The sequence below is a fragment of the Lysobacter enzymogenes genome (genome assembly GCF_017168095.1).
GTDB lineage: Bacteria > Pseudomonadota > Gammaproteobacteria > Xanthomonadales > Xanthomonadaceae > Lysobacter > Lysobacter enzymogenes_D.
This window is the reverse complement of the sequence record NZ_LXSD01000348.1, coordinates 17,099-36,832: the sequence shown is the minus strand read 5'-3', so window position 1 is coordinate 36,832 and position 19,734 is coordinate 17,099. Positions and strand designations below refer to the sequence as shown.

Below are 19,734 nucleotides of genomic sequence, written 5' to 3'. Positions count from 1 at the left end.
CGCCCCGCCGCCGACGGCGCGAGCAACCCAACGGCCGCCCGCGCGGCCGCATCGCCGCCGGCGCCGCTGCTGCCGACGCTGGCCGGTTTCTTCCTCGACCTGTCGCTGTGGCTGTGCCTGATGGCCGGCGGCAGCGTGCTCGGCACCGTCGCCTGGGGCTTCCTGCAGGGCCTGCGCGGCGCACCGCCCGCGCAGGCCGGCCCGCCGCTGCCGGTTTCGCTGGCGATCGGGCTCGCGGCGACCGCGTTCGCGGCGCTGATCGTCTACTACTTTCGTCGAAATGCGAATTCGGTCGAGCGGAACGCGTCCTGGCGGGCGTTGTTGCAGCCATCGACCTGGATCTGGATGGCAACGGCCATCATCGCGCTGTTAACGTTCAGCGCCCTGGCCGACAAGCTGAGCCTGAGCCTGGGCATCGACGCGACCCCGACCAACCAGGTGCTCGGCGACCCGCTGCGCGCCCAGCCTTGGTTGTGGATGGGGTTCGCGGTGCTGATCGCCCCGGCGTACGAAGAGCTGCTGTTCCGCCGGGTGCTGTTCGGCCGGCTGTGGGCCGCGGGCCGGCCGTGGCTGGGGCTGGTGTTGAGTTCGGTCGCCTTCGCCCTGGTCCACGAACCGCCCGGGCTCGGCGCCGGCCGCGGCTGGGGCGTGCTGGTGCTGTGGAGCGTGTACGCGACCATGGGCGCGATCTTCGCCTGGATCTACCGCCGCACCGGCAGCCTGTGGACGTCCTACCTGGCCCACGCCGGCAACAACCTCATCGCCTGCCTGGCGATGATGGCCGGGGTCTGAGCCCGCAGCCCGCGCCGCTATTGACGATCCGTTAATCCGGCCGGCGCTACAAAGCCGTTATCGCTTTGGGGACAACCGGCAATGAAACGCATCCTGCTCGGGCTCACGATCGCAGCCTTGGCCGCCGCCTGCGCCACCACCACTTCGCCGACCGGGCGCACCCAGCACGTCGGCGGGGTCTCCAAGGCCCAGCTCGACGAAATGGGCGCGCAGGCCTTCGCCGAGGCCAAGAAGAAAGAGCGTATCAGCACCGACCAGCGCCAGAACGCCTACGTGCGCTGCGTGGTGAGCTCGATCACGCGCGAACTGCCGCCGGGTTGGCAGGCCAATTGGGAAGTGGCCGTATTCGTGGATAGTTCCCCCAACGCCTTTGCCCTTCCTGGCGGAAAGGTTGGCGTAAACACGGGGATTTTTACCGTCGCCAAGAACCAGGACCAACTTGCGGCGGTGATTTCGCACGAAATCGGCCATGTGGTTTCGCGTCACCACGACGAGCGCATCACCCGCCAGATGGGCAGCCAGGTCGCGCTCAACGTGCTCGGCAGCCTGGTCGGCGCGCGCTACGGCGACGGCGCCGCCGGCGCCACCAGCCAGCTCGGCGGCGCGGCCTTGCAGACCGCCTTCCTGCTGCCCGGGTCGCGCACCCAGGAGAGCGAGGCGGACGTGGTGGGTCAACGACTTATGGCCCAGGCGGGCTACGACCCGAGGCAGGCGGTGGACCTGTGGCAGAACATGATCGCGGCCAGCAGTTCGCGCCCGCCGCAGTGGCTGTCGACCCACCCGGACCCGCAGGCCCGCATCCACGAACTGGGCGCTCGCGCCGGCGCCTTGATCCCGGTCTACGAACAGGCGCGGGCGGCCGGCCGTACGCCCAAGTGTGGATGATGGCTGCGTGAAAAAGGCGGGCCGAACCCGTATCGCGCAGCCCCAAGTTTCTGTTAGGTTGGCGGCCCCTTGGCCTTGCGCCGGTCCCGCCGCGAGGCCCCGGTCTGCGGCCGCTGAGCCCTTTGAAAGGTGAGTCCATGAACAAGCAACCCACCCGTCGCAGCACCTTGCTCGCCGCCGCCATCGGTGCGGTGCTGGTGTTCGGTGCCGTGACCCAGGTCAACGCCCAGACCGCCTCCGAGCGCAGCGCCCAGCGCCGCGCCGCGAAGGACAGCAAGCCGGCCAAGCAGGAAAACCAGTACCCGAACGCGACCCGCACCGCGCCGGAAGCCAAGGCCTCGTCCAAGGGCGGCGCCAAGCTGCAGAAGATGATGGACGCGTTCGACAAGGAGAAGTTCCCGGAGGCCCGCGCCCAGGCCGACGCGATCATCGCCGACGCCGGTCTCAACGCGTACGAACGCTCCTTCGCCGCGCAGATCGGCTTCCAGGTCGCTTACGACGCCGACGACAACAAGGCCGCGATCGAGTACCTGAAGAAGGCCATCGAGATCAACGGCCTCGACAACAACGCCCACTTCGACCGCATGTTCGTCCTGGCCCAGCTGCAGCTGCAGGAAGAGCAGTACGCCGAGTCGCTGGCGACCATGGACCGCTTCCTCAACGAGTCCAAGAGCACCAAGCCCGAGCACCTGATCGTCAAGGGCAATGCGCTGTACCGCCTGGAGCGCTACCCCGACGCGGCCAAGATCATCAAGCAGGCCGTCGACGCCTCGCCCGAGCCGAAGCAGGAATGGCTGCAGCTGCTGATGGCGTCGTACGTCGAGAACAACCAGGGCGCCGAAGCGGCCAAGGTCGCCGAGTCGATCGCCGCCAAGAATCCGAACGACAAGCGCGCGCAGATGAACGTCGCCGCGGTCTACTCGCAGTCGGACATGCTCGACAAGGCCGCCGCGGTGCTGGAAAAGATGCGCGCCGCCGGCCAGTTCACCGAAGACAAGGATTATCGTCAGCTTTACGCCACCTACCTTAATCTCGACAAGAAGGAGAAGGAGGCGATCGGGGTCATCAACGAGGGTCTGCAGAAGGGCATCCTCAAGCCCGACTACCAGGCCTACGTCGCGCTGGCCCAGGCGTATTACTACTCCGATCAGATCGGCCCCGCGGTCGATGCGTACAAGAAGGCGGCTCCGCTCGCGCCGGACGGTGAGACGTACCTGAATCTCGCCCGCGTGCTGTGGCAGGAAGACCGCATTCCCGAGGCCAAGGAAGCCGCCAAGCAGGCGATCGCGAAGGGCGTGAAGAAGCCCGAGGACGCCAACAAGATTCTCGCGCTGAAAGGCAAGTAATTTCAGCGTGCAGGGCCGGCCGCGCTTGTGAACCTGTGACGCGGTTTGGTATATGCTAGGAGGTTCCCGCGACTGGAAACGGTTGCAGGAACCGAACGATGGCCCGAGGCGCCCAGGCGTCCGGTAACACCTCCCGAGCTGACGGCATGACGCAAGACCTCGAACTCCAAGTTAGGAAAGATGACGACCGCGAAGGCTTGAACTGGGCACGTATTGCCGGTATCACCTGCGCGATCGCCGTGCATGCTGCGGCGCTGCTGTTGTTGCTGGCCCCGATGACTCCGCCCGCCCAGCAGCAGGACAAGGAGGAGGTGACGATGGTCAACATCATCAAGCCGCCGCCGCCGCCCCCGCCGCCGCCGCCGCCGCCGCCGGAGCCGCCGAAGGAAATCAAGCAGCCGCCGAAGGAGCTGTCGCCGCCGCGTCCGACTCCGACGCCGCCGCCGCCGGACCAGCCGCCGATCGAGAACGTCGATCCGAGCCCGATCGATCCGCCCGCGCCGCCGCCGGCTCCGCCCGCGCCGCCGCAGGTGGCCAGCGACATCGGCTCGAGCGTGGATCCGTCCTCGCGTCGCCTGAACCCGCCGAAGTACCCGCCGACGGAAGCCCGCCAGGGCGTGGGCGGTACCGTAGTCCTCGTGATCAGCATCGACGGCCAGGGCAACGTGCTGGACGTGCAGGTCGAGAAGTCCAGCCGCAACCGCAACCTGGACCGAGCGGCCATGGACGCCGCGCGCAAGTGGCGCTTCAACCCCGAAATGAAAAACGGTCAACCGGTCGCCAGCCGCGTCCGCGTCCCCGTCGATTTCGTCCCGCCGACCTGATCGGGGTCGGCTGGACACGCTAGTTGTGTCGTTCGTTCCGCGTAAAACCTTTCTTCCTTTCCACGACATTCAAAGGTAAGCGTCATGCTGCAGCAAACCACCACCGCCGCCGCCGGAGGCTCCAACGCTGAAGCGCTCCAGCAGATGAGCTTTTCGCATCTGTTGCAGAACTTCGACCTCGTCGGCTGGATCGTGTTCATCACGCTCACGCTGATGTCGGTTCTGTCGGTCTACTGGATCGTCATCAATTTCGTTAAGAACCTGCGCCTGCGCGGTTCCTCGGACCGCGTCGTCAGCACGTTCTGGGAAACCCCGAACGCGCAGGACGCGATCCGCTACATGGAAGAGCAGCCGCGCAGCGAGCCGTTCTCCAAGATCGCCCTGGACGCCGCTCAGGCCGCCGCTCACCACCAGCGCCACGAAGGTTCGCGCCTGGTCGAGTCGCTGAACCGCTCGGAGTTCGTCGATCGCGCCCTGCGTCAGGCCGTGACCCGCGAGAGCTCGCGTCTGGAAGCCGGTCTGACCGTGCTCGCCACCGTCGGCTCGACCGCTCCGTTCGTCGGCCTGCTCGGCACCGTGTGGGGCATCTACCACGCCCTGCTGCGCCTGGGCGCCTCGGGCGAGTCCTCGATCCAGGCCGTCGCCGGCCCGGTGGGCGAAGCGCTGATCATGACCGCGATCGGTCTGTTCGTCGCGATCCCGGCGGTGCTCGCGTACAACTTCTTCGTGCGTCTGAACCGCGTGACGAACAACAAGTTCGACACCTTCGCGCACGACCTGCACGACTTCTTCGCCACCGGCTCGCGCGTCGGCGAAGTGTCGAACAAGCGCTAAGCGCAACACGTCTCCCCTTTAGCGTAGCTCCTGGAGTTCGGACATGGCCTTTAGTTCAGGCGACACCGGCGGCCCGATGGCCACAATCAACGTCACGCCCCTCGTGGACGTGATGCTGGTGCTGCTGATCATCTTCATGATCACGGCGCCGTTGATGACGCATAAGGTCGAAATCAAGCTGCCCGAAGCCACGCTGAAGAAGATCGAAGAAGCGCCGAAGACGCAGCCGATCACCTTGGCGATCCAAGAAGACGGTCATATCTACTGGAACGACGAGCCGATCACCGCCGACCAGCTCGAGAGCCGTCTTTCGGTCGAAGCGCAGAAGACCCCGCAGCCGCCGATCAACGTCCGCGGGGACCGCACGACCAAGTACCGCACGATCAACAACGTGGTGACCATCGCGCAGAAGCAAGGCATGCGTAAGGTCGGCTTCGTCGCGATCAAAGAACGCTAATCGGAGATCGGGAACATGGCTTTCAGCAACAACTCCTCCGATAGCGCCGCGATTTCGGACATCAACGTCACCCCGCTGGTCGACGTGCTGCTGGTGCTGTTGATCATCTTCATGGTCACGGCGCCGACGGTGTCCTATCCGATCGACGTCAATCTTCCGCAGCCGACGCTCAACCCGCCGCCGCAGACCTCCGAGCCGCCGCCGCCGATCGCCTTGCGCATCGACGCGACCGGCCAGGTGTTCTGGAACAACAACCCCACGCCGCTCGCGGCGATCCCGGGGATGATGAACGAAACGGTGCAGCGCGATCCCACCAACCAACCTCTGCTAGAAATCGACACCAACGAAGACGCCGAATACGGCGTGCTCGCCAAGGTGCTGGCCTACGCCAAAAACGCAGACATGAAAAAGATCGGTTTCGTCCAGAAGTAATTCCGCTCGGAACCGACGCTTACCGTCGTGAAACGCCGCCCCACCGGGCGGCGTTTTTTTTTGGCCTCGCCGCAGCGGCGCGGGAGCCGCCGGCGGCCGCGGACGGCCGCCCTCCGCGGCGGGCGCTCGCAGGCGCCGGCTTGCGGACCCGGGGGCGGCGGGATTAACGTCGAAGCGGGTATCCCACCCCAAGGATGGAGGTAGCTCATGGCCGTTTCCGCATATTCCGCTGCTGGCCGTTTCCGCGACGAGACCGTCGCCGAGATCAATGTGACCCCGCTGGTCGATGTGATGCTGGTCCTGCTGATCATTTTCATGGTGACCGCGCCGGCGCTGACCGGGCAGCTAAAGATCAGCCTGCCCACCGTCACCCCGATCGAGGTCGTGGATCCGCCGAAAGCCGAGCTGAGCGTGCAGCAGGACGGCAGCTTCGTGCTCGACGGCCGGGCGATGACGCGCGCGCAGTTGTCGGCTGCGTTGTCGGCGCTCGCCGCCGAGCATCCCGACCTGGCGTTGAGCGTCGATACCAACGCCGACGCGGACTACCAGGCCTTCGCCCAGGCGCTGGCCACGGCGGACGCGGCCGGGATCCGTAATCTGTCGACGAGGTAAGGCCGCTGCGGGCCTTGCGCCCGCTGCGAAGCCGCGCCGAAAACGGCCGCCGGATGGGCGGCCGTTTTCCTTGGCGCGAAGGCGCAGGTTGTCCACAGCGGTGCGCCCGGCGATATCGCCGTCGACGAGCCGCGTACTTGGCGGCTGGTACGACGCGGCCGGCCGCAGCGACGCGACGGACAGGAGTTGTCCACAGCATCATCGCCGCGAGAACTGCGGAACGGCCGATCTACCCTTCCGGCGCGATCGCGATTTGTCCACAAGCGGAGTTCTACGGAGCTGGGCGAGCGGGATATCCACAGTCGTTCGAGATGTGGACAAGTCCAGAGCCTGGACCTGGCCCGCTCGATTCGGCCGCGCTGTGCATAAGTGGGGCGCGCTCGCGCAAGTGCAGTGGTCGGGCGTCGGCAGCCGCAGAACGCTACTGTCCACAGCCACGCCGTTGCAGCGAACAAACGAGCTTGTGCTCGGGGTGGCACCCGACCTTGAAACGAAACTGCGAGGCGGCCGACCGGAGACGAGGTGTCGATAAGTCGGCCTGTTCCTCTGCAGATCTAAGCGCTCCCCCACGCCGCACCGGCGAGAACGCATCCTCCACAGAAGCCTATGCCTGTCTCGTGCGCGTTCGGCCCCGGATACGCCACCGGACGGCCACAGCACAGCGTGTACCTCGAACAGTTGTCCACACCGATGCCGGCCTCGCCGAAAAAGCGAGAAAAACACCTGAATTTGGTGGGTTTTGTGATGCCTGCGCGAAGACTTATGACAAGACTTGTCCACAAGGCTTTGCAGCCCGCCGCGGCCGCGATGGGCCGGCGAATGCGGCGCGTCGATGAGCAGTCCATCGCAGGATGCAGCGGACACTTGTCCGAATCTGTCGTGACGGTGATAGCGGCGGTTCTCGCGAAGCGGCGCGGTGGCTGGGGTATTTGTCCACAGCGTGGGCGCGACCGCGGCGCATGCGCCCGGCCTTGTCGGTGCGGCGCCGGCTTCGCGGCGCGCGGGCGATGCGAGCCTGGCGTGGCGGTTTGTCTGTCCACAGCGGTGTTGCACCGCGGCCGTGCGGATCGGGCGTTGTCCACAGGCGCGGCTACGCGCGCGGCGGTGTCGTGGCGATGCCATCGTTCCGGTCGGAGTGCCGTGGCGATGGACGGATCTGCGAAGCGCGCCTTATCCACAGGTCGCATTGAGCGGCAGTGCCGCTGGTGCGGCGATCGCGCAAGTGAAGGTCCGCGCGACATCGCGGGGTAGGTCGACGCGTTCGCGTCGCCCGCCATGCTTATCCACAAATGCTGGTGCGAGCGAGTGCGCCGTGTGGCCTGCGCGGCGGCTCGACGCATCCGCACCATGCTCGAAACATCGTGATGCGACAGTGCGGACGAGTTCGTCGTTGTCCACCGGCACGATTCGCGCGTCGTCGAAACCGATGCGGTCGAAGCTTGTCCACAAGCGCGCCTTCGGGGTTCGCGGCGCGGAGGCGACGCGGGATGAGTTTGCTGCGAGGACGCGTGTACAAGCGAGCCCGTGCGACGCCCGCGCGAGCGGATCGTTCCGCCGCGGGCGTGATCGCCGAACCGAGCGAACCAGCGACGCGCGCGCTTTGTCCACAGATATCGCCGTACAAGCGGATCGCGCCGAAACGCTTGCTGCGCGCTGGTTGGCGAACTCGACGTTCGTACTTGTCCACAAGACGTTCGTGTGGTCGCCACCGCGCTGTTTGCGAATCCGTGTGCGCAACACGGTTGTCCACAAGCCGCGCGGCGACATCTGTTTGTCCACAGCCGCCGCGACGCGGGAGCGCTGCGGCAGGTGCGCAGCGTCGATGACGAACGATCGCTTATCCACAGCGCGCAGGCGATGCGGCGCTCGCGTGCGCCTCGATGCGAACGTCGCGGGCGGTGGATATCGCAGCCAAGCGCGCTACCGGTCACTTGCGACTGGCTAATCCACACGTGTGGAATCGAATCGCCCGTCATTGGCGCGGATACGCGCGGGGCGGCGCCGTCGAAAACCCGCTTGCCCACAGCCGCGCCGACGCGCACACGTCGACGCACTCGGTTCCATGCAGCGGCGAATCGCCGCGAATACTCGCCGTTATCCACAAGCGCGCCGCCGCCGTAACGAACCGCGCGGCATCTCATCGTTGCGCACCTCCACCGCCGCAGCGGCAGTGGTAACTCAGTGTCCACCGCCCCGCCGACGCAAAGCCTGCATGCTTCGGAAGCGAACCGCGCGGTATCTCATCGGCGCGCACCTCCACCGCCGCAGCGGCAGTGGATAACTCAGCGTCGACCGCCCCGCCGACGCGAAGCCTGCATGCTTCGAACGTCGTCGCCGCGTCTCAGCGGCTGGCCGCCATCACCGCCAGATAGCCGCGCACCGTCGCATCGAGGCCGTCGTACAGCGCCTCGCCGATCAGCGCATGGCCGATCGACACTTCCAGCACGTTCGGCACGGCGCGCAGGAACGCGCCGAGGTTGGCCTGGCTCAGGTCGTGCCCGGCGTTGACGCCGAGACCGACGACCTGGGCGCGGCGCGCGGCGGCGGCGAACTCGGTCAGTGCGGTGCCGGCGTCGCCGGCGGCGAAGGCTTCGGCGAACGGGCCTGTGTACAACTCGACCCGCTGCGCGCCGAGTTCGGCCGCGCGCTCGATGCCGTCGCGGTCGGCGTCGGCGAACACGCTGACGCGGCAGCCCAGTTCGCGCAGTTCGGCGATGCGCGGGCCCAGCGCCGCGGCGTCGCGTTCGAAGTCGAAGCCGTGATCGGAGGTCAGTTGATCGTCGCCGTCGGGCACCAGCGTGGCCTGCGCCGGGCGCGCGCGCCGGCAGAGTTCGAGCAGGCCGGGATAGCCGGCGCGCGGCGGCGCGAACGGATTGCCTTCGATGTTGAACTCGACGCCGCGCGCGTGGGCGAGTTCGGCCAACGCGTAGACGTCGTAGTCGCGGATGTGGCGCGCGTCGGGGCGCGGGTGCACGGTGATGCCGTGGGCGCCGGCGTCGAGGCAGGCGCGCGCGGCGCGCACCACGTCGGGTTCGGACCCGCCGCGCGAGTTGCGCAGCACCGCGATCTTGTTGACGTTGACGCTGAGGACGGTCATGGCCAAAGCCTAGCGCGCACCGCGCCCAGCGGCGAGTGCGCAATCTGGCCGCGGCGGTCGCGGCCTGTGGACGAACGAAAGGTGGCGGCCGCGGACGCGACGGCCCGCCGCGCTCAGCGCTGCGGCGGTTCGGACTGGCTGGCGGCGGCGAGCTTGCGCGCTTCGGCCTGTTCGCGCAGGCGGCGCAGTTCGGCCGGGTCGATCATCGACGACACGTCGCGGCTGTGGTTGTCCAGGCGCCGCGCCAGCAGGCCCATGACCCCGGCGATCAGCAGGCCGAGCGCGGCCAGCAGGCCGACCGCCATCAGCGCGGGCGAGGTGGTCTTCAGCGCCAGCCCGAAGGCGGCGAAGGCCAGCAGCAGATAAACCCAAGGCATTGCGGCGTGCTCCCTGACGAAAACGGCGTATCCCCTGTCCGGGCCGGTCGCGGCGGGCCGGGCGGGGGCCTCGGACGGGCCCGGGTCGAGTGTAGCGCGGGCCGGCGCAGGCTACAGCCGGGGCGGTGCGCGGCTGCGACCGCCGGCACATCGGGGCGGCGTGGCGGTCGGGCGATTGGGCTGAATGCGCGGGTGGTTGCGCGGACTGGCTGGAGCGGTGCGCGGCGCGGCGGCGAGCGCGGCTTCCGGCGTGCGGCGCGAGCTTGGAATTCCGCGGTCGCGGCTTGCGCCGCTCCTACAGGGGGCGGTTGTGGCTTCGCGGTGATTGGGCGCGCTCGCGGCGGCTTGGACGAGTTCGGGTGCGAGGTGGTCGCGAGGTCCGACTGTAGGAGCGGCGCAAGCCGCGACCGCGACTTCCGGCGTGCGGCGCGAGGTTGGACCTCCGCGGTCGCGGCTTGCGCCGCTCCTACAGGGGGCGGTTGTGGCTTCGCGGTGATTGGGCGCGCTCGCGGCGGCTTGGACGAGTTCGGGTGCGAGGTGGTCGCGAGGTCCGACTGTAGGAGCGGCGCAAGCCGCGACCGCGACTTCCGGCGTGCGGCGCGAGCTTGGAATCCCGCGGTCGCGGCTTGCGCCGCTCCTACAGGGGGCGGTTGCGGCTTCGCGGTGATCGGGCGCGCTCATGGCCGCTTGGCCGGGTTCGGGTGCGAGGCGGTAGCGAGGTCCGACTGTAGGAGCGGCGCGAGCCGCGACCGCGACTTCCGGCGTGCGGCGCGAGCTTGGAACTCCGCGGCCGCGGCTTGCGCCGCTCCTACAGGAAGCGGCGGCGGCGGCGCGGGCGGCGGGGTTACAGCAGCGGCGAGACCAGTCGCGCCAGGGCTTCGGGCAGGCGCACGCGCCACAGCGAGCGGTTGCGGTCGTTGCGTACGCGCGGGGCGCGCGAGCATTCCTGTTCGATCAGCGCGGCCAGGCGGCCGCCGAGGTCGGCGTTGTAGAACATCACCGAGATCTCGAAGTTGAGCCGGAAGCTGCGGTGGTCGAAGTTGGCCGAGCCGATGATGACGCTCTCGTCGTCGCACAGCAGCGCCTTGGTGTGGAGCATGCGCGGGCCGTATTCGTGGATCTTGACGCCGGCGTCGAGCAGTTCGTCGAAGTAGGAGCGCGCGGCGTAGGTGACCAGGCGGCTGTCGCTGAGCTTGGGCACCAGCAGGCGCACGTCCAGGCCGCCGAGCGCGGCCGAGGTCAGGGCCATGCGCGCGGCTTCGCCGGGGACGAAGTACGGTGTCACCAGCCACACCCGCTGGCGGGCGGCGTGGATCGCGCCGACGTGGACGCGGTGGATCGCTTCCCAGTTCGAATCCGGGCCCGAGCTGACCACCTGCGCGGCGATCGTGCCCGGCTGCGGCGCCAGATGCAGCTGCTTGAGCGGCGGCTGGCCGGTGGCGTAGCACCAGTCCTCGATGAAGACCAGTTCCAGCTCGCGCACCACGTCGCCTTCCAGGCGCAGGTGCAGGTCGCGGTAGGCGTCCTTGCGCGCGCGCTCGTCCTCTTCGTCGGTAATGTTGATGCCGCCGGTGTAGCCGACGCGGCCGTCGATAACGACGATCTTGCGGTGGGTGCGCAGGTTGAGCCACGGCCGGTGCCAGAGCCAGCGCAGCTTCATCGGGTGGAACCAGGCGGCCTCGCCGCCGGCATCGATCAGCGGTTTCAGGAAGCGCTGCGAGGTGCTGCCCGAACCGACCGCGTCGAGCAGCAGCCGCACCTTGACCCCGGCGCGGGCGCGCTCGACCAGCGCATCGCGCAGCGCGGTGCCGATGCCGTCGGGTTGATAGATGTAGTACTCCAGGTGGATGTGCTCGCGCGCCTGGGCGATGTCGGCCAGCAGCGAGGCGTACTTGGCGCCGCCGTCGATCAGCAGGCGCGCGTCGGTGGCGGTGGTCGGCGGCAGGCCGGTGGTGGCCTGGCCCAGGCGCGACAGCTCGATCGCTTCCGGCGACGGCGTCAGCCCAGGCGGCGGCGCCGGCAGCGCGGCGCGCGCGCGCACCCGGCGCAGGCGCTGGCGGTGGATGCGCTGCGGGCCGAAGAAGAAATAGATCAAAAAGCCGATGTAGGGCAGCAGGGCGAGGCTGAAGAGCCAGCTCAGGGTCGCGACCGGTTCGCGCTTCTGCAGCACGATCCAGGTGCTCAGCCAGACCAGATAGATCGCCCAGCCGGCGGTGAGGTAGAAACCGATGTGGGGAATGTCGACCAGGTCCTGCCACAGGGCGGTCAGCGAGTCGGGCACGGGAAGCTCCATCGGAGGGTGGCGCGGCCGCGGCCGGCGCCGGGCTAGGCTAGCCCGTGCGAGGGTCAGCGCATAGCGCGCGGTCGGTCGTTTCGCCGCGCCTCGACCCCGTCGCCGCCGGCCGCGCGTTAGCCCTGCTCGTCCCTTCCCGGCCCGACTGGAGCACGCCTCATGCCGCATTTCGCCCGCTGGTGCTTGTTGTCCGCGCTGCTCGCCGCCGCGCCCGCTTCCGCCGCGCCGCGCGCGCCGGCGTCCGGCCTGGATCCGCGCGCGATCAGCGTGTCGGGTTCGGCCGAAATCAAGGTGCCGCCGGACGAGGTGTTGCTCAGCGTCGGCGTGGAATCGCGCGCGGTCGCGCTGGCCGACGCCAAGCGCGCCAACGACGCCGACGTGGCCAAGGCGCTGGCGTTCCTGCGCGCCAGCGGCGTGCCCGACAAGGACGTGCAGACCGACTACGTCAACATCGAGCCGCGCTATCCCTACGACAACGATCTCAAGCTCGCCGAACGCCTGCGCCCGCAGTTCTACGTGGTGCGCAAGAGCATCGGCGTGCGCCTGAGCCGGGTCGGCGCCTACGAAGACGTGCTGGCCGGGCTGCTGGCCAACGGCGTGCAGTACGTGCACGGGGTCGAGTTCCGCACCTCGCAGCTGCGCAAGCACCGCGACGCCGCGCGCGCGCTGGCGATCCGCGCCGCGCGCGAGAAGGCCGACGCGCTGGCGGGCGAGTTGGGCGTGCGCCGAGGCGAGGTGCAGGCGGTGTCGGAGTCCTACTCCGGCGGCTGGTGGCGCGGCAGCGGCTGGTGGGGCAACACCGGCGGCGGGCAGGCGCTGCAGAACGTGGTCCAGCAGGGCGGTGGTGGCGGCGCCGGCGAGGACGGCGGGACGCTGGCGGTGGGGCAGATCAGCGTCAGTGCGACGGTGAATGCGAGTTTTGCGATCGAGTAGCGGGGCGGCGCAGGGGGGGGTTGGCGGTCGCGCGGGGTTCCGGGCGGGCGTAGAGGTTGTCGGTTCGCGGTCGCGGCTTGCGCCGCTCCTACAGGGAGGTTTGGGCTACGGCGCAGCGACTGTAGGAGCGGCGCAAGCCGCGACCGCGCCGCTCGATCTCGCGCCGTCAGTCACCGCGCCTGCCGCAACCGCGCCCCGTTTCATCCGGCCCGATCCGGCAAATCCCTTCACCAACAGAACGCCGGCCGAGCTTGGGGATAACTCGTGGGCAGCGCTGTGAACAAACCCGCGCAAAGCGACCGCTGGCGCGGGTTTTCCTGAACGGGGACGGCTGGGGATAAGTGCTGTCGATAAGCGCCGGCTCGTTCATCTGCCTGACCGGTTGTCCACAGCCCCGCCGGCCGGGTTTATCCACAGTCGGCCCGCGGCCGCGCATCGATCCGGCCGTGGCGTCGCGTCCGCTGCGACGGCATCGGCCTAAGCTGGGGCGCATGGATTCGGCGCGCAAAACCCAGCTTTCGATGCAGCCGGCGGCGATCAAGGGCCGCGGCGCGGCCAACTTCGTCGACGGCCGCTTCGCCGTGCGCACCGCCCACGGCGAGGACGACGGCTGGGGCTCGGTCTACGACGACGCCGAGCTCGCCGCGCGCCCGGACACGGTGGTTACGCAGGAGACCGCGCGCAGCATCATCAGCCGCAACGACTCGCCCGACATCGCCTTCGGCCAGTCGGTGAACCCCTACCGCGGTTGCGAGCACGGCTGCGTCTACTGCTTCGCCCGGCCCTCGCACGCCTACCTCGAACTGTCGCCGGGCCTGGATTTCGAAACCCGGCTGTTCGCCAAGACCAACGCCGCCGAGCGCCTGCAGAACGAACTGGCGCGCCCGGGTTACCAGTGCGCGCCGATCGCGCTGGGCATCAACACCGATTCCTACCAGCCGATCGAGCGCCGCTTCCGCATCACCCGCGGGGTGATCGAGGTGCTCGACGCCTGTTCGCATCCTTTCAGTCTGATCACCAAGAACGCCTCGATCGTGCGTGACGTCGAAGTGCTGGCGTCGATGGCGCAGCGCGGGCTGGTGTCGGTGTATTTCTCGGTGACCACGCTCGACAACCAGCTCTCGGCGCGGATGGAGCCGCGCGCCTCGGCGCCGCATTCGCGGCTCAAGGCGATGCGCACCTTGGCGCAGGCCGGCGTGCCGGTGGGGGTGATGGTCGCGCCGGTGATTCCGATGATCAACGACGGCGAGATCGAGCGCATTCTCGAAGCCGCGCACGCGGCCGGCGCGCGCGCCGCGGGCTATGTGCTGCTGCGGCTGCCGCACGAGCTCAAGCAGGTCTGGCGCGACTGGCTGCAACTGCACTACCCCGACCGCGCCGCGCACGTGATGAGCCTGGTCCAGCAGATGAGCGGCGGCAAGGATTACGACGCGCGCTTCGGCCATCGCATGCGCGGGCACGGGCCGTTCGCGCAGCTGATCGGACAGCGTTTCCAGAAGGCCTGGAAGCGGCATGGGTTCGGGCGTTTGCCGGCGCTGGATACGAGCCGGTTCGTCGCGCCGCGCAAGCCGACGCCGCAGATGGAGTTGTTTTGAGGGCGGTGGATAAGTCCGCGGATTCGGCCGTGTCGGTGGCGAGCGGTGTGGTTGTCCACAGATGCGGGCAGCGATGCGGATTCGTTGTCGACACCTGCGGCTTCGGAATGGCGATGTAGACCGGTTTTCGCGGTCGCGGCTCGCGCCGCTCCTACAGGGGCTTCGGCCGCGACGCAGCGACTGTAGGAGCGGCGCGAGCCGCGACCGCGCCACCGCAAACACGGCGACACTCTCTTCGTGCGGCGCCAGACGCCCGCACAGCCGCCTTCACCGCGCGGCGTCCTCGCACAACGCTTCGCCCGCCAGCGGCGTCTGCCCCGCTACCTCCGCCGCCGGCCCCAGCAAGGCATACACCACCCACGCCACCGCCGCCGTCGCCGCGGCCAGCGCATACATCAGCCACGCGAACGCGCCGTCGTAGGCCGCGCGCAACGCCGCCGGCGCGAGCTGCGGCAGCAGCGCCTGCGCGCGCGCGGCGTCGCCGGTGGCCAGTCGCTGCGCCGCCTGGTTCAAGGCCTCGCCCGCGGCCGCGCCGGCATGGCCGAGCCGCCACTGCAACAGCCCGGCCAGCGCCGCGGCCACCACCGCCAGGGCGATGCCCTCGCCCGATACGCGGCTGGCGCCGAACACGCCGGCGGCCATGCCGGCGCGTTCCTTCGGCACCACGCTGATCGCCAGGCCGTCCATCAGCCCCCACGGAATCGCCGAGCCGGTGCCGATCAACAGCATCGGCGCGATCAGCCCGTAAACCTCGCCGCGCCCGGCGGCCCAGCCGAGCCACGCCAACCCGGCCGCGGCCAGCAGCAGGCCGGCCGCGCACAAGCTCGAGGCGGCCACGCGGTGGTTGAGCACCGCGGCGAGCATCGGCACCACCAGCATCGGCGCCGACAGCGCGATCATCATCAGCCCGGCATCGAGCGTGCCCAGGCCGTGGATGCCGATCAGCCGCACCGGCAGCAGCACGATCAGCGCGAGATAGCACAGCCCGGTGCCGATCGGCAGCAACTGCGCGCCGACGAAGCGCGGATAGCGCAGCAGGCTCAGGTCGAGCATCGGCCGAACCGCGCGCGTTTCGATCCGCACGAACCACACCAGCAACAGCGCCGAACCGATCAGCGCCGCCAGCACCCACGGATCGCCCCAGCCGCGCTCGGGCGCCTGCAGCACGCCGATGGTCAGCAGCGCCAGCATCGCGGTCGAGCTCAGGCTGCCGCGCCAGTCCAGGCCGCCGGCGTCGGGATCGCGCGATTCGCGCATGCGCGGCACGCCGAACACCGTCGCCAGCACGGCGATGGCCAGGCTCGACAGGAACACCGAGCGCCAGCCCTGCGTCTGCACCAGCCAGCCGGCCAGGCTCGGCCCGAACGCCAGGCCCAGGCCGAACGCGGTGCCGAGCAGGCTGAAGGCGCGGATCCGCGCCGGGCCGTGGAACTCCTGCGACAGCGCCGCGTTGCCGCCGGCCAGCGCCAGCGCCGCGGCGATGCCTTGCAGCACCCGCAACGCGTTGAGCGCGGCCAGGCTCGGCGCCAGCGCCAGCAGCAGCGAGACCGCGGCATAGGCGAGGATGCCGGTGGCGAACACGCGCTTGCGCCCGTAGGTGTCGGCGAGCGTGCCGGCGGCCATCAGGCAGCTGCCGAAGGCGAGCATGAAGGCGTTGGTCATCCAGTTCAGCGCCACCGGGCTGCCGCCGAGTTCGGCGGCGATCGCCGGGATCGCCACCGGCGGCGCGGTGAAGCTCAGCGGCAGCACCAGTCCGGCCAGGCAGACGGCGCCGAGGATCCAGAAACGGTCGTGGCCGCCGGGCGCGGGCCCGGCGACGGGAGAGGGGGAAGCGGACATGCGGTCGGCCGTGGGGGACGGTGGGTCAGCTTAGGTGCGCCGCAATCGGCGAAAAACACCGTCCCGGTTCATGCTTTATGGAGCAAATGGCCATAATGGCCGCCTCGCCCCCGAGGACCGCCGCATGGACAAGCTCGGCAGCCTGCTCGCCTTCGTCCGCACCGCCCACGCGCGCAGCTTCGTCGCCGCCGCGCGCCAGCTCGGGGTGTCGTCGTCGGCGGTGGGCAAGAGCGTGGCGCGGCTGGAGCAGCAGCTCGGCGTGCGCCTGCTACAGCGCAACACCCGCAACGTCCAGCTGACCGAGGAAGGCCGCCAGTTCTACGAGCGCTGCAAGCCGCTGCTGGACGAACTGGAAGACGCCGAAGCCGCGCTGACCCAGGCCATGCAGGCGCCGCGCGGGCGCCTGCGCATCAGCCTGCCGACCGTGGGCTACCGCTTCCTCGTTCCGGTGCTGGGCGAGTTCCGCCAGTGTTATCCACAGGTCGAGCTGGAGCTGGACTTCAACGACCAGATCGTCGACGTCATCGACGGCGGTTTCGATGCCGCCATCCGCAGCGGCGACATGCCCGACTCGCGCCTGCGCGCGCGCCGGCTCGGGCCGTTCTGCTTCATGTTGTGCGCCGCGCCCGACTACCTGGCGCGGCGCGGCGAGCCGCGCGCGCCGGCCGACCTGGCCGGGCACGACTGCATCCATTTCCGCTTCGCCAACAGCGGCAAGCTGCAGGAATGGTCGCTGCGGCTGGAGCCCGGCGAAGTCGCGCCGCACCTGCCGGCGGCGCTGGTGTGCAACAACAGCGAAGCGGCGGTGGAGGCGGCGGTGCACGGGCTCGGCATCGTCTATTCGGTCGATTTCCTGGTGCGCGAGCACCTCGCCGCCGGGCGCCTGCAGCGCGTGCTGCCGGGGTTCGAAACCCAGCGCGGGCAGTTCTGGGCGTTGTGGCCGGCGCACCGGCACGTGTCGCCGAAGCTGCGGGTGTTCCTGGATTTCATCGGCGAGCGTTTGTTCCGGCACAAGCCGATCGCCTGAGCGGCGCAACGCATCGATCTGGCCGACTGTGGCCGCAGCGCGGCCGCGCTGGCACCGGCGCGCGGCGTGGCCGACAATGCCGCCAGCGCGCCGCGCCACCGGGCGCGCGGCCGTTTCGTTCGAATCGCCGGCGCCGCGTCGCCGGATCTTCCAGGACGCCGCCGCACGGATGCTTACCCCCCCGCTGTCCCCCGCACGTTGGTCTCCGGCTTCGCGCCGCTGCGCGCGTTCTGCCGTGCGCGCCTTCCCCTTCCCGCAAGGACTCCGCATGTTCCGATCCGTCCCGTTCCGCGCCTGCGCGGCGCTGGCCCTGCTCGGCGTCGCCGCGCTGAGCCAGGCCGCCGGCTTCGATTGCCGCCGCGCCCGCACCCAGGTCGAAAAAACCATCTGCGCCGACGCCGAGCTGTCGCGTCTGGACAGCGAAATGAACGCGCTCTACCAGCAGATCCGCGCCGAAACCCGCGGCGTCGACGGCGAGACTGGCTGGCAGGTCGATCCGGTCGCTTCCGAGAATGCGCGCTGGCTCGCCGGCCGCAACGAATGCCGCGACGCGGCCTGCATCCGCAGCGCCTACCAGCAGCGCATCGCGCAGTTGCGCCGCGACTGGGGCGAGGCGCTGACGCCGGCGCAGGCCGCCGCCGTCGCGCCGGCCAAGGACAAGCTCGACTATCGCTACGACCGCCACGGCGACTTCAAGGTCTTCATCGCCGACCTGCGCAAGGCGGTGGCCGCCGACGATCGCGTGGCGGTGGCGAAGATGACCGCGCGCCCGTTCGCGGATTTCAGCAACGGCAGCAGCTGCCTGCCCGGCAACGACCCCTGCGACGCGCAGCAGCGCAAGCAATCGGCCAGCGCGCGCGATCAGGCCGAAGTGATCGCCAAGTACGACCGCATCGTCACCGCGGCGGTGCGCGCCGCGCTCAAGGCCAACCGGGTGCGCGCGTACTCGCGCAAGCTCGACTCGGGCGAGGACGAGAACGGCGAGGTGCAGGCGCCGGGCGTGATCGAGCCGGGCGAGTACCTGCTGGAAAACGACGACATCCACAGCCAGCGCGTGTTCAAGCGCGTCGACGGCGTGTACAAGCTGCAGCGCATTCCGTTCTATTCCTGAGCCAGGACGCTTTCATGACGAACTCACTACGCCTGCTCGCCGCCGCGCTGCTGCTCGCCGCGCCCGCGTTCGCGCCGGCCTTCGCCCAGGCCGCGCCCGCGGCTTCTTTCGACGGCACCTGGCAGGCCTGCAAGCGCTACCAGGGCGAACTGTGGTGCCAGAGCCTGCAGCTGGAACAGCGCGGCGCGCAAATCCGCGGCGCGTGGAACTGGCGCGCCAGCAACACCGGCGGCACCAACCTGTTCAAGGGCCGGCTGGTCGGCGCGCGGGTCGAGTTCGATCCGGAAGGCTGCGCGATCGGCGCCACGCGCTGCGAACCGCGCACGCCGTCGCAGGCGCCGAACTATCTGTTGCGTTGCGGCGCGGAGCTGCACTGGGTCGGCGCCGACGTCGCCGGCTGCCAGGGCAAGATCGACGAAGGCTCGCGCTACCGCCGGGTCGCGCGCGACAAGATCGACATCGTGGATTTCTCGGCCTATCCGTTCTTCGACGACGGCAAGGCGCACCCTTCCTTCGATTGCGCCAAGGCCAGGACGCCGGTGGAACGCGGCATCTGCGCCGACCCCGTTGCTGCGCGCACCGATTCGGCGATCGCCCACCGCTACGCTGAATTGCTGCAGCGCTTCTCCGGCGAACCCGCGCAGGGCCTGCGCGAGGACCAGCGCTACTTCATGAGCATCCGCGACGCCGCCTATGAGAACGCCGCGCGCGGCGACCGCGCCAAGGTGCTGCGCGAGCAGCTCGACGGGCGGTTCAATGAGCTCGATCGCATCCGCGAATACCCGAGCAAGGGCCTGGTCGGCGACTGGAACAACTTCGCCGGCGGCCTGGAGATCCGCCGCAACGCCAAGGGCGAGTACGCGGTGCGCGGCAACGCCGCCCATCCGCTCGACGGGCGCTGGGTGTGCGACGCCGAAGTGTCCGGCCGCGGCAGCGACGAGCGCGTGGTCGCGCGCGCGGAAGGCGACAACGAAGGCAGTGCGCTGGAGCTGACCCGCATCGGTCTGGCCGTGCGCGTGCGCGAACTCGACGCCAAGGGCGCGCCCAAGCCGATGTCCGAGTTCTGCGGCCTCAACGGCACGCTCGACGGTTGGTATTTCCAGTCGCCGCCGCCGAAGCCTTGAGCATGGGTCGCTGCGACCGACCAGATTTCAGGTTCGCGTCGTAAGACGATTTCGCGGTCGCGGCTTGCGCCGCTCCTACAGTCGCTGCGCCGCGCAGCCGAAGCCCCTGTAGGAGCGGCGCAAGCCGCGACCGCGGGGCATCGGTCTCGCGTCGCA

At 69.4% G+C, this 19,734-nt stretch carries 17 protein-coding genes; 13 read left to right on the top strand and 4 right to left on the bottom strand.

The window, feature by feature from the left end:
• From A7A76_RS13100 to A7A76_RS13065, 8 genes are all read left to right on the top strand, one after another.
• On the top strand, positions 1 to 792 hold a 792-nt coding region (locus tag A7A76_RS13100), incomplete at its 5' end, for a CPBP family intramembrane glutamic endopeptidase (protein WP_241200921.1).
• Positions 793 to 873: 81 nt separating this feature from the next.
• A complete protein-coding gene (locus A7A76_RS13095; protein ID WP_206411598.1) occupies positions 874 to 1,677 on the top strand; it encodes a M48 family metallopeptidase in 804 nt (267 codons plus the stop codon).
• A 137-nt stretch (positions 1,678 to 1,814) separates the two neighbouring features.
• Positions 1,815 to 3,023 carry a tetratricopeptide repeat protein gene (locus tag A7A76_RS13090; protein WP_206411597.1) on the top strand — a complete coding sequence of 403 codons (1,209 nt, stop codon included), beginning with the start codon at positions 1,815 to 1,817 and terminating at the stop codon, positions 3,021 to 3,023.
• 146 nt (positions 3,024 to 3,169) lie between these two features.
• Complete coding sequence (locus A7A76_RS13085) at positions 3,170 to 3,847, top strand: energy transducer TonB (protein ID WP_074871294.1); 678 nt, start codon at positions 3,170 to 3,172, stop codon at positions 3,845 to 3,847.
• An 84-nt stretch (positions 3,848 to 3,931) separates the two neighbouring features.
• Positions 3,932 to 4,681 carry a MotA/TolQ/ExbB proton channel family protein gene (locus tag A7A76_RS13080; protein ID WP_057949725.1) on the top strand — a complete coding sequence of 250 codons (750 nt, stop codon included), beginning with the start codon at positions 3,932 to 3,934 and terminating at the stop codon, positions 4,679 to 4,681.
• Positions 4,682 to 4,724: 43 nt separating this feature from the next.
• The gene (locus tag A7A76_RS13075) at positions 4,725 to 5,138 is read left to right on the top strand and encodes an ExbD/TolR family protein (RefSeq protein ID WP_206411596.1); all 414 of its coding nucleotides are present in this window, start codon (positions 4,725 to 4,727) and stop codon (positions 5,136 to 5,138) included.
• A gap of 15 nt (positions 5,139 to 5,153) precedes the next feature.
• Complete coding sequence (locus A7A76_RS13070) at positions 5,154 to 5,570, top strand: ExbD/TolR family protein (protein ID WP_206411595.1); 417 nt, start codon at positions 5,154 to 5,156, stop codon at positions 5,568 to 5,570.
• A gap of 207 nt (positions 5,571 to 5,777) precedes the next feature.
• Positions 5,778 to 6,182 carry an ExbD/TolR family protein gene (locus A7A76_RS13065; RefSeq protein ID WP_206411594.1) on the top strand — a complete coding sequence of 135 codons (405 nt, stop codon included), beginning with the start codon at positions 5,778 to 5,780 and terminating at the stop codon, positions 6,180 to 6,182.
• Positions 6,183 to 8,523: 2,341 nt separating this feature from the next.
• Here the strand turns inward: A7A76_RS13065 and A7A76_RS13060 are convergent.
• The 3 genes from A7A76_RS13060 to cls form a co-directional block, all read right to left on the bottom strand.
• On the bottom strand, positions 8,524 to 9,279 hold the full coding sequence (locus tag A7A76_RS13060) for a pyridoxine 5'-phosphate synthase (RefSeq protein ID WP_206411593.1): 756 nt from the start codon (positions 9,277 to 9,279) through the stop codon (positions 8,524 to 8,526).
• Positions 9,280 to 9,392: 113 nt separating this feature from the next.
• Positions 9,393 to 9,656 carry a hypothetical protein gene (locus A7A76_RS13055; RefSeq protein ID WP_074871305.1) on the bottom strand — a complete coding sequence of 88 codons (264 nt, stop codon included), beginning with the start codon at positions 9,654 to 9,656 and terminating at the stop codon, positions 9,393 to 9,395.
• A gap of 844 nt (positions 9,657 to 10,500) precedes the next feature.
• Positions 10,501 to 11,949: a cardiolipin synthase gene (gene cls / locus A7A76_RS13050; RefSeq protein ID WP_206411592.1), complete on the bottom strand. Its 1,449-nt coding sequence runs from the start codon at positions 11,947 to 11,949 to the stop codon at positions 10,501 to 10,503.
• A gap of 159 nt (positions 11,950 to 12,108) precedes the next feature.
• Here cls and A7A76_RS13045 point away from each other — a divergent pair, with 159 nt between their 5' ends.
• Both A7A76_RS13045 and A7A76_RS13040 read left to right on the top strand, forming a co-directional pair.
• Complete coding sequence (locus tag A7A76_RS13045; protein WP_206411591.1) at positions 12,109 to 12,882, top strand: SIMPL domain-containing protein; 774 nt, start codon at positions 12,109 to 12,111, stop codon at positions 12,880 to 12,882.
• Positions 12,883 to 13,373: 491 nt separating this feature from the next.
• Positions 13,374 to 14,477 carry a PA0069 family radical SAM protein gene (locus A7A76_RS13040; protein WP_206411590.1) on the top strand — a complete coding sequence of 368 codons (1,104 nt, stop codon included), beginning with the start codon at positions 13,374 to 13,376 and terminating at the stop codon, positions 14,475 to 14,477.
• A gap of 267 nt (positions 14,478 to 14,744) precedes the next feature.
• On the opposite strand, the gene A7A76_RS13035 is transcribed toward A7A76_RS13040, so the two are convergent.
• On the bottom strand, positions 14,745 to 16,316 hold the full coding sequence (locus A7A76_RS13035) for an MFS transporter (RefSeq protein WP_206411589.1): 1,572 nt from the start codon (positions 16,314 to 16,316) through the stop codon (positions 14,745 to 14,747).
• Between the two features lie 124 nt (positions 16,317 to 16,440).
• Between A7A76_RS13035 and A7A76_RS13030 the strand changes: the two genes are divergently transcribed.
• From A7A76_RS13030 to A7A76_RS13020, 3 genes are all read left to right on the top strand, one after another.
• Positions 16,441 to 17,343, top strand: coding sequence for a LysR family transcriptional regulator (locus tag A7A76_RS13030; RefSeq protein ID WP_206411588.1), 903 nt, complete (start codon positions 16,441 to 16,443; stop codon positions 17,341 to 17,343).
• 268 nt (positions 17,344 to 17,611) lie between these two features.
• Complete coding sequence (locus A7A76_RS13025) at positions 17,612 to 18,454, top strand: lysozyme inhibitor LprI family protein (RefSeq protein ID WP_206411587.1); 843 nt, start codon at positions 17,612 to 17,614, stop codon at positions 18,452 to 18,454.
• 14 nt (positions 18,455 to 18,468) lie between these two features.
• Positions 18,469 to 19,578, top strand: coding sequence for a lysozyme inhibitor LprI family protein (locus tag A7A76_RS13020; protein WP_206411586.1), 1,110 nt, complete (start codon positions 18,469 to 18,471; stop codon positions 19,576 to 19,578).
• Positions 19,579 to 19,734 lie beyond the last annotated feature (156 nt).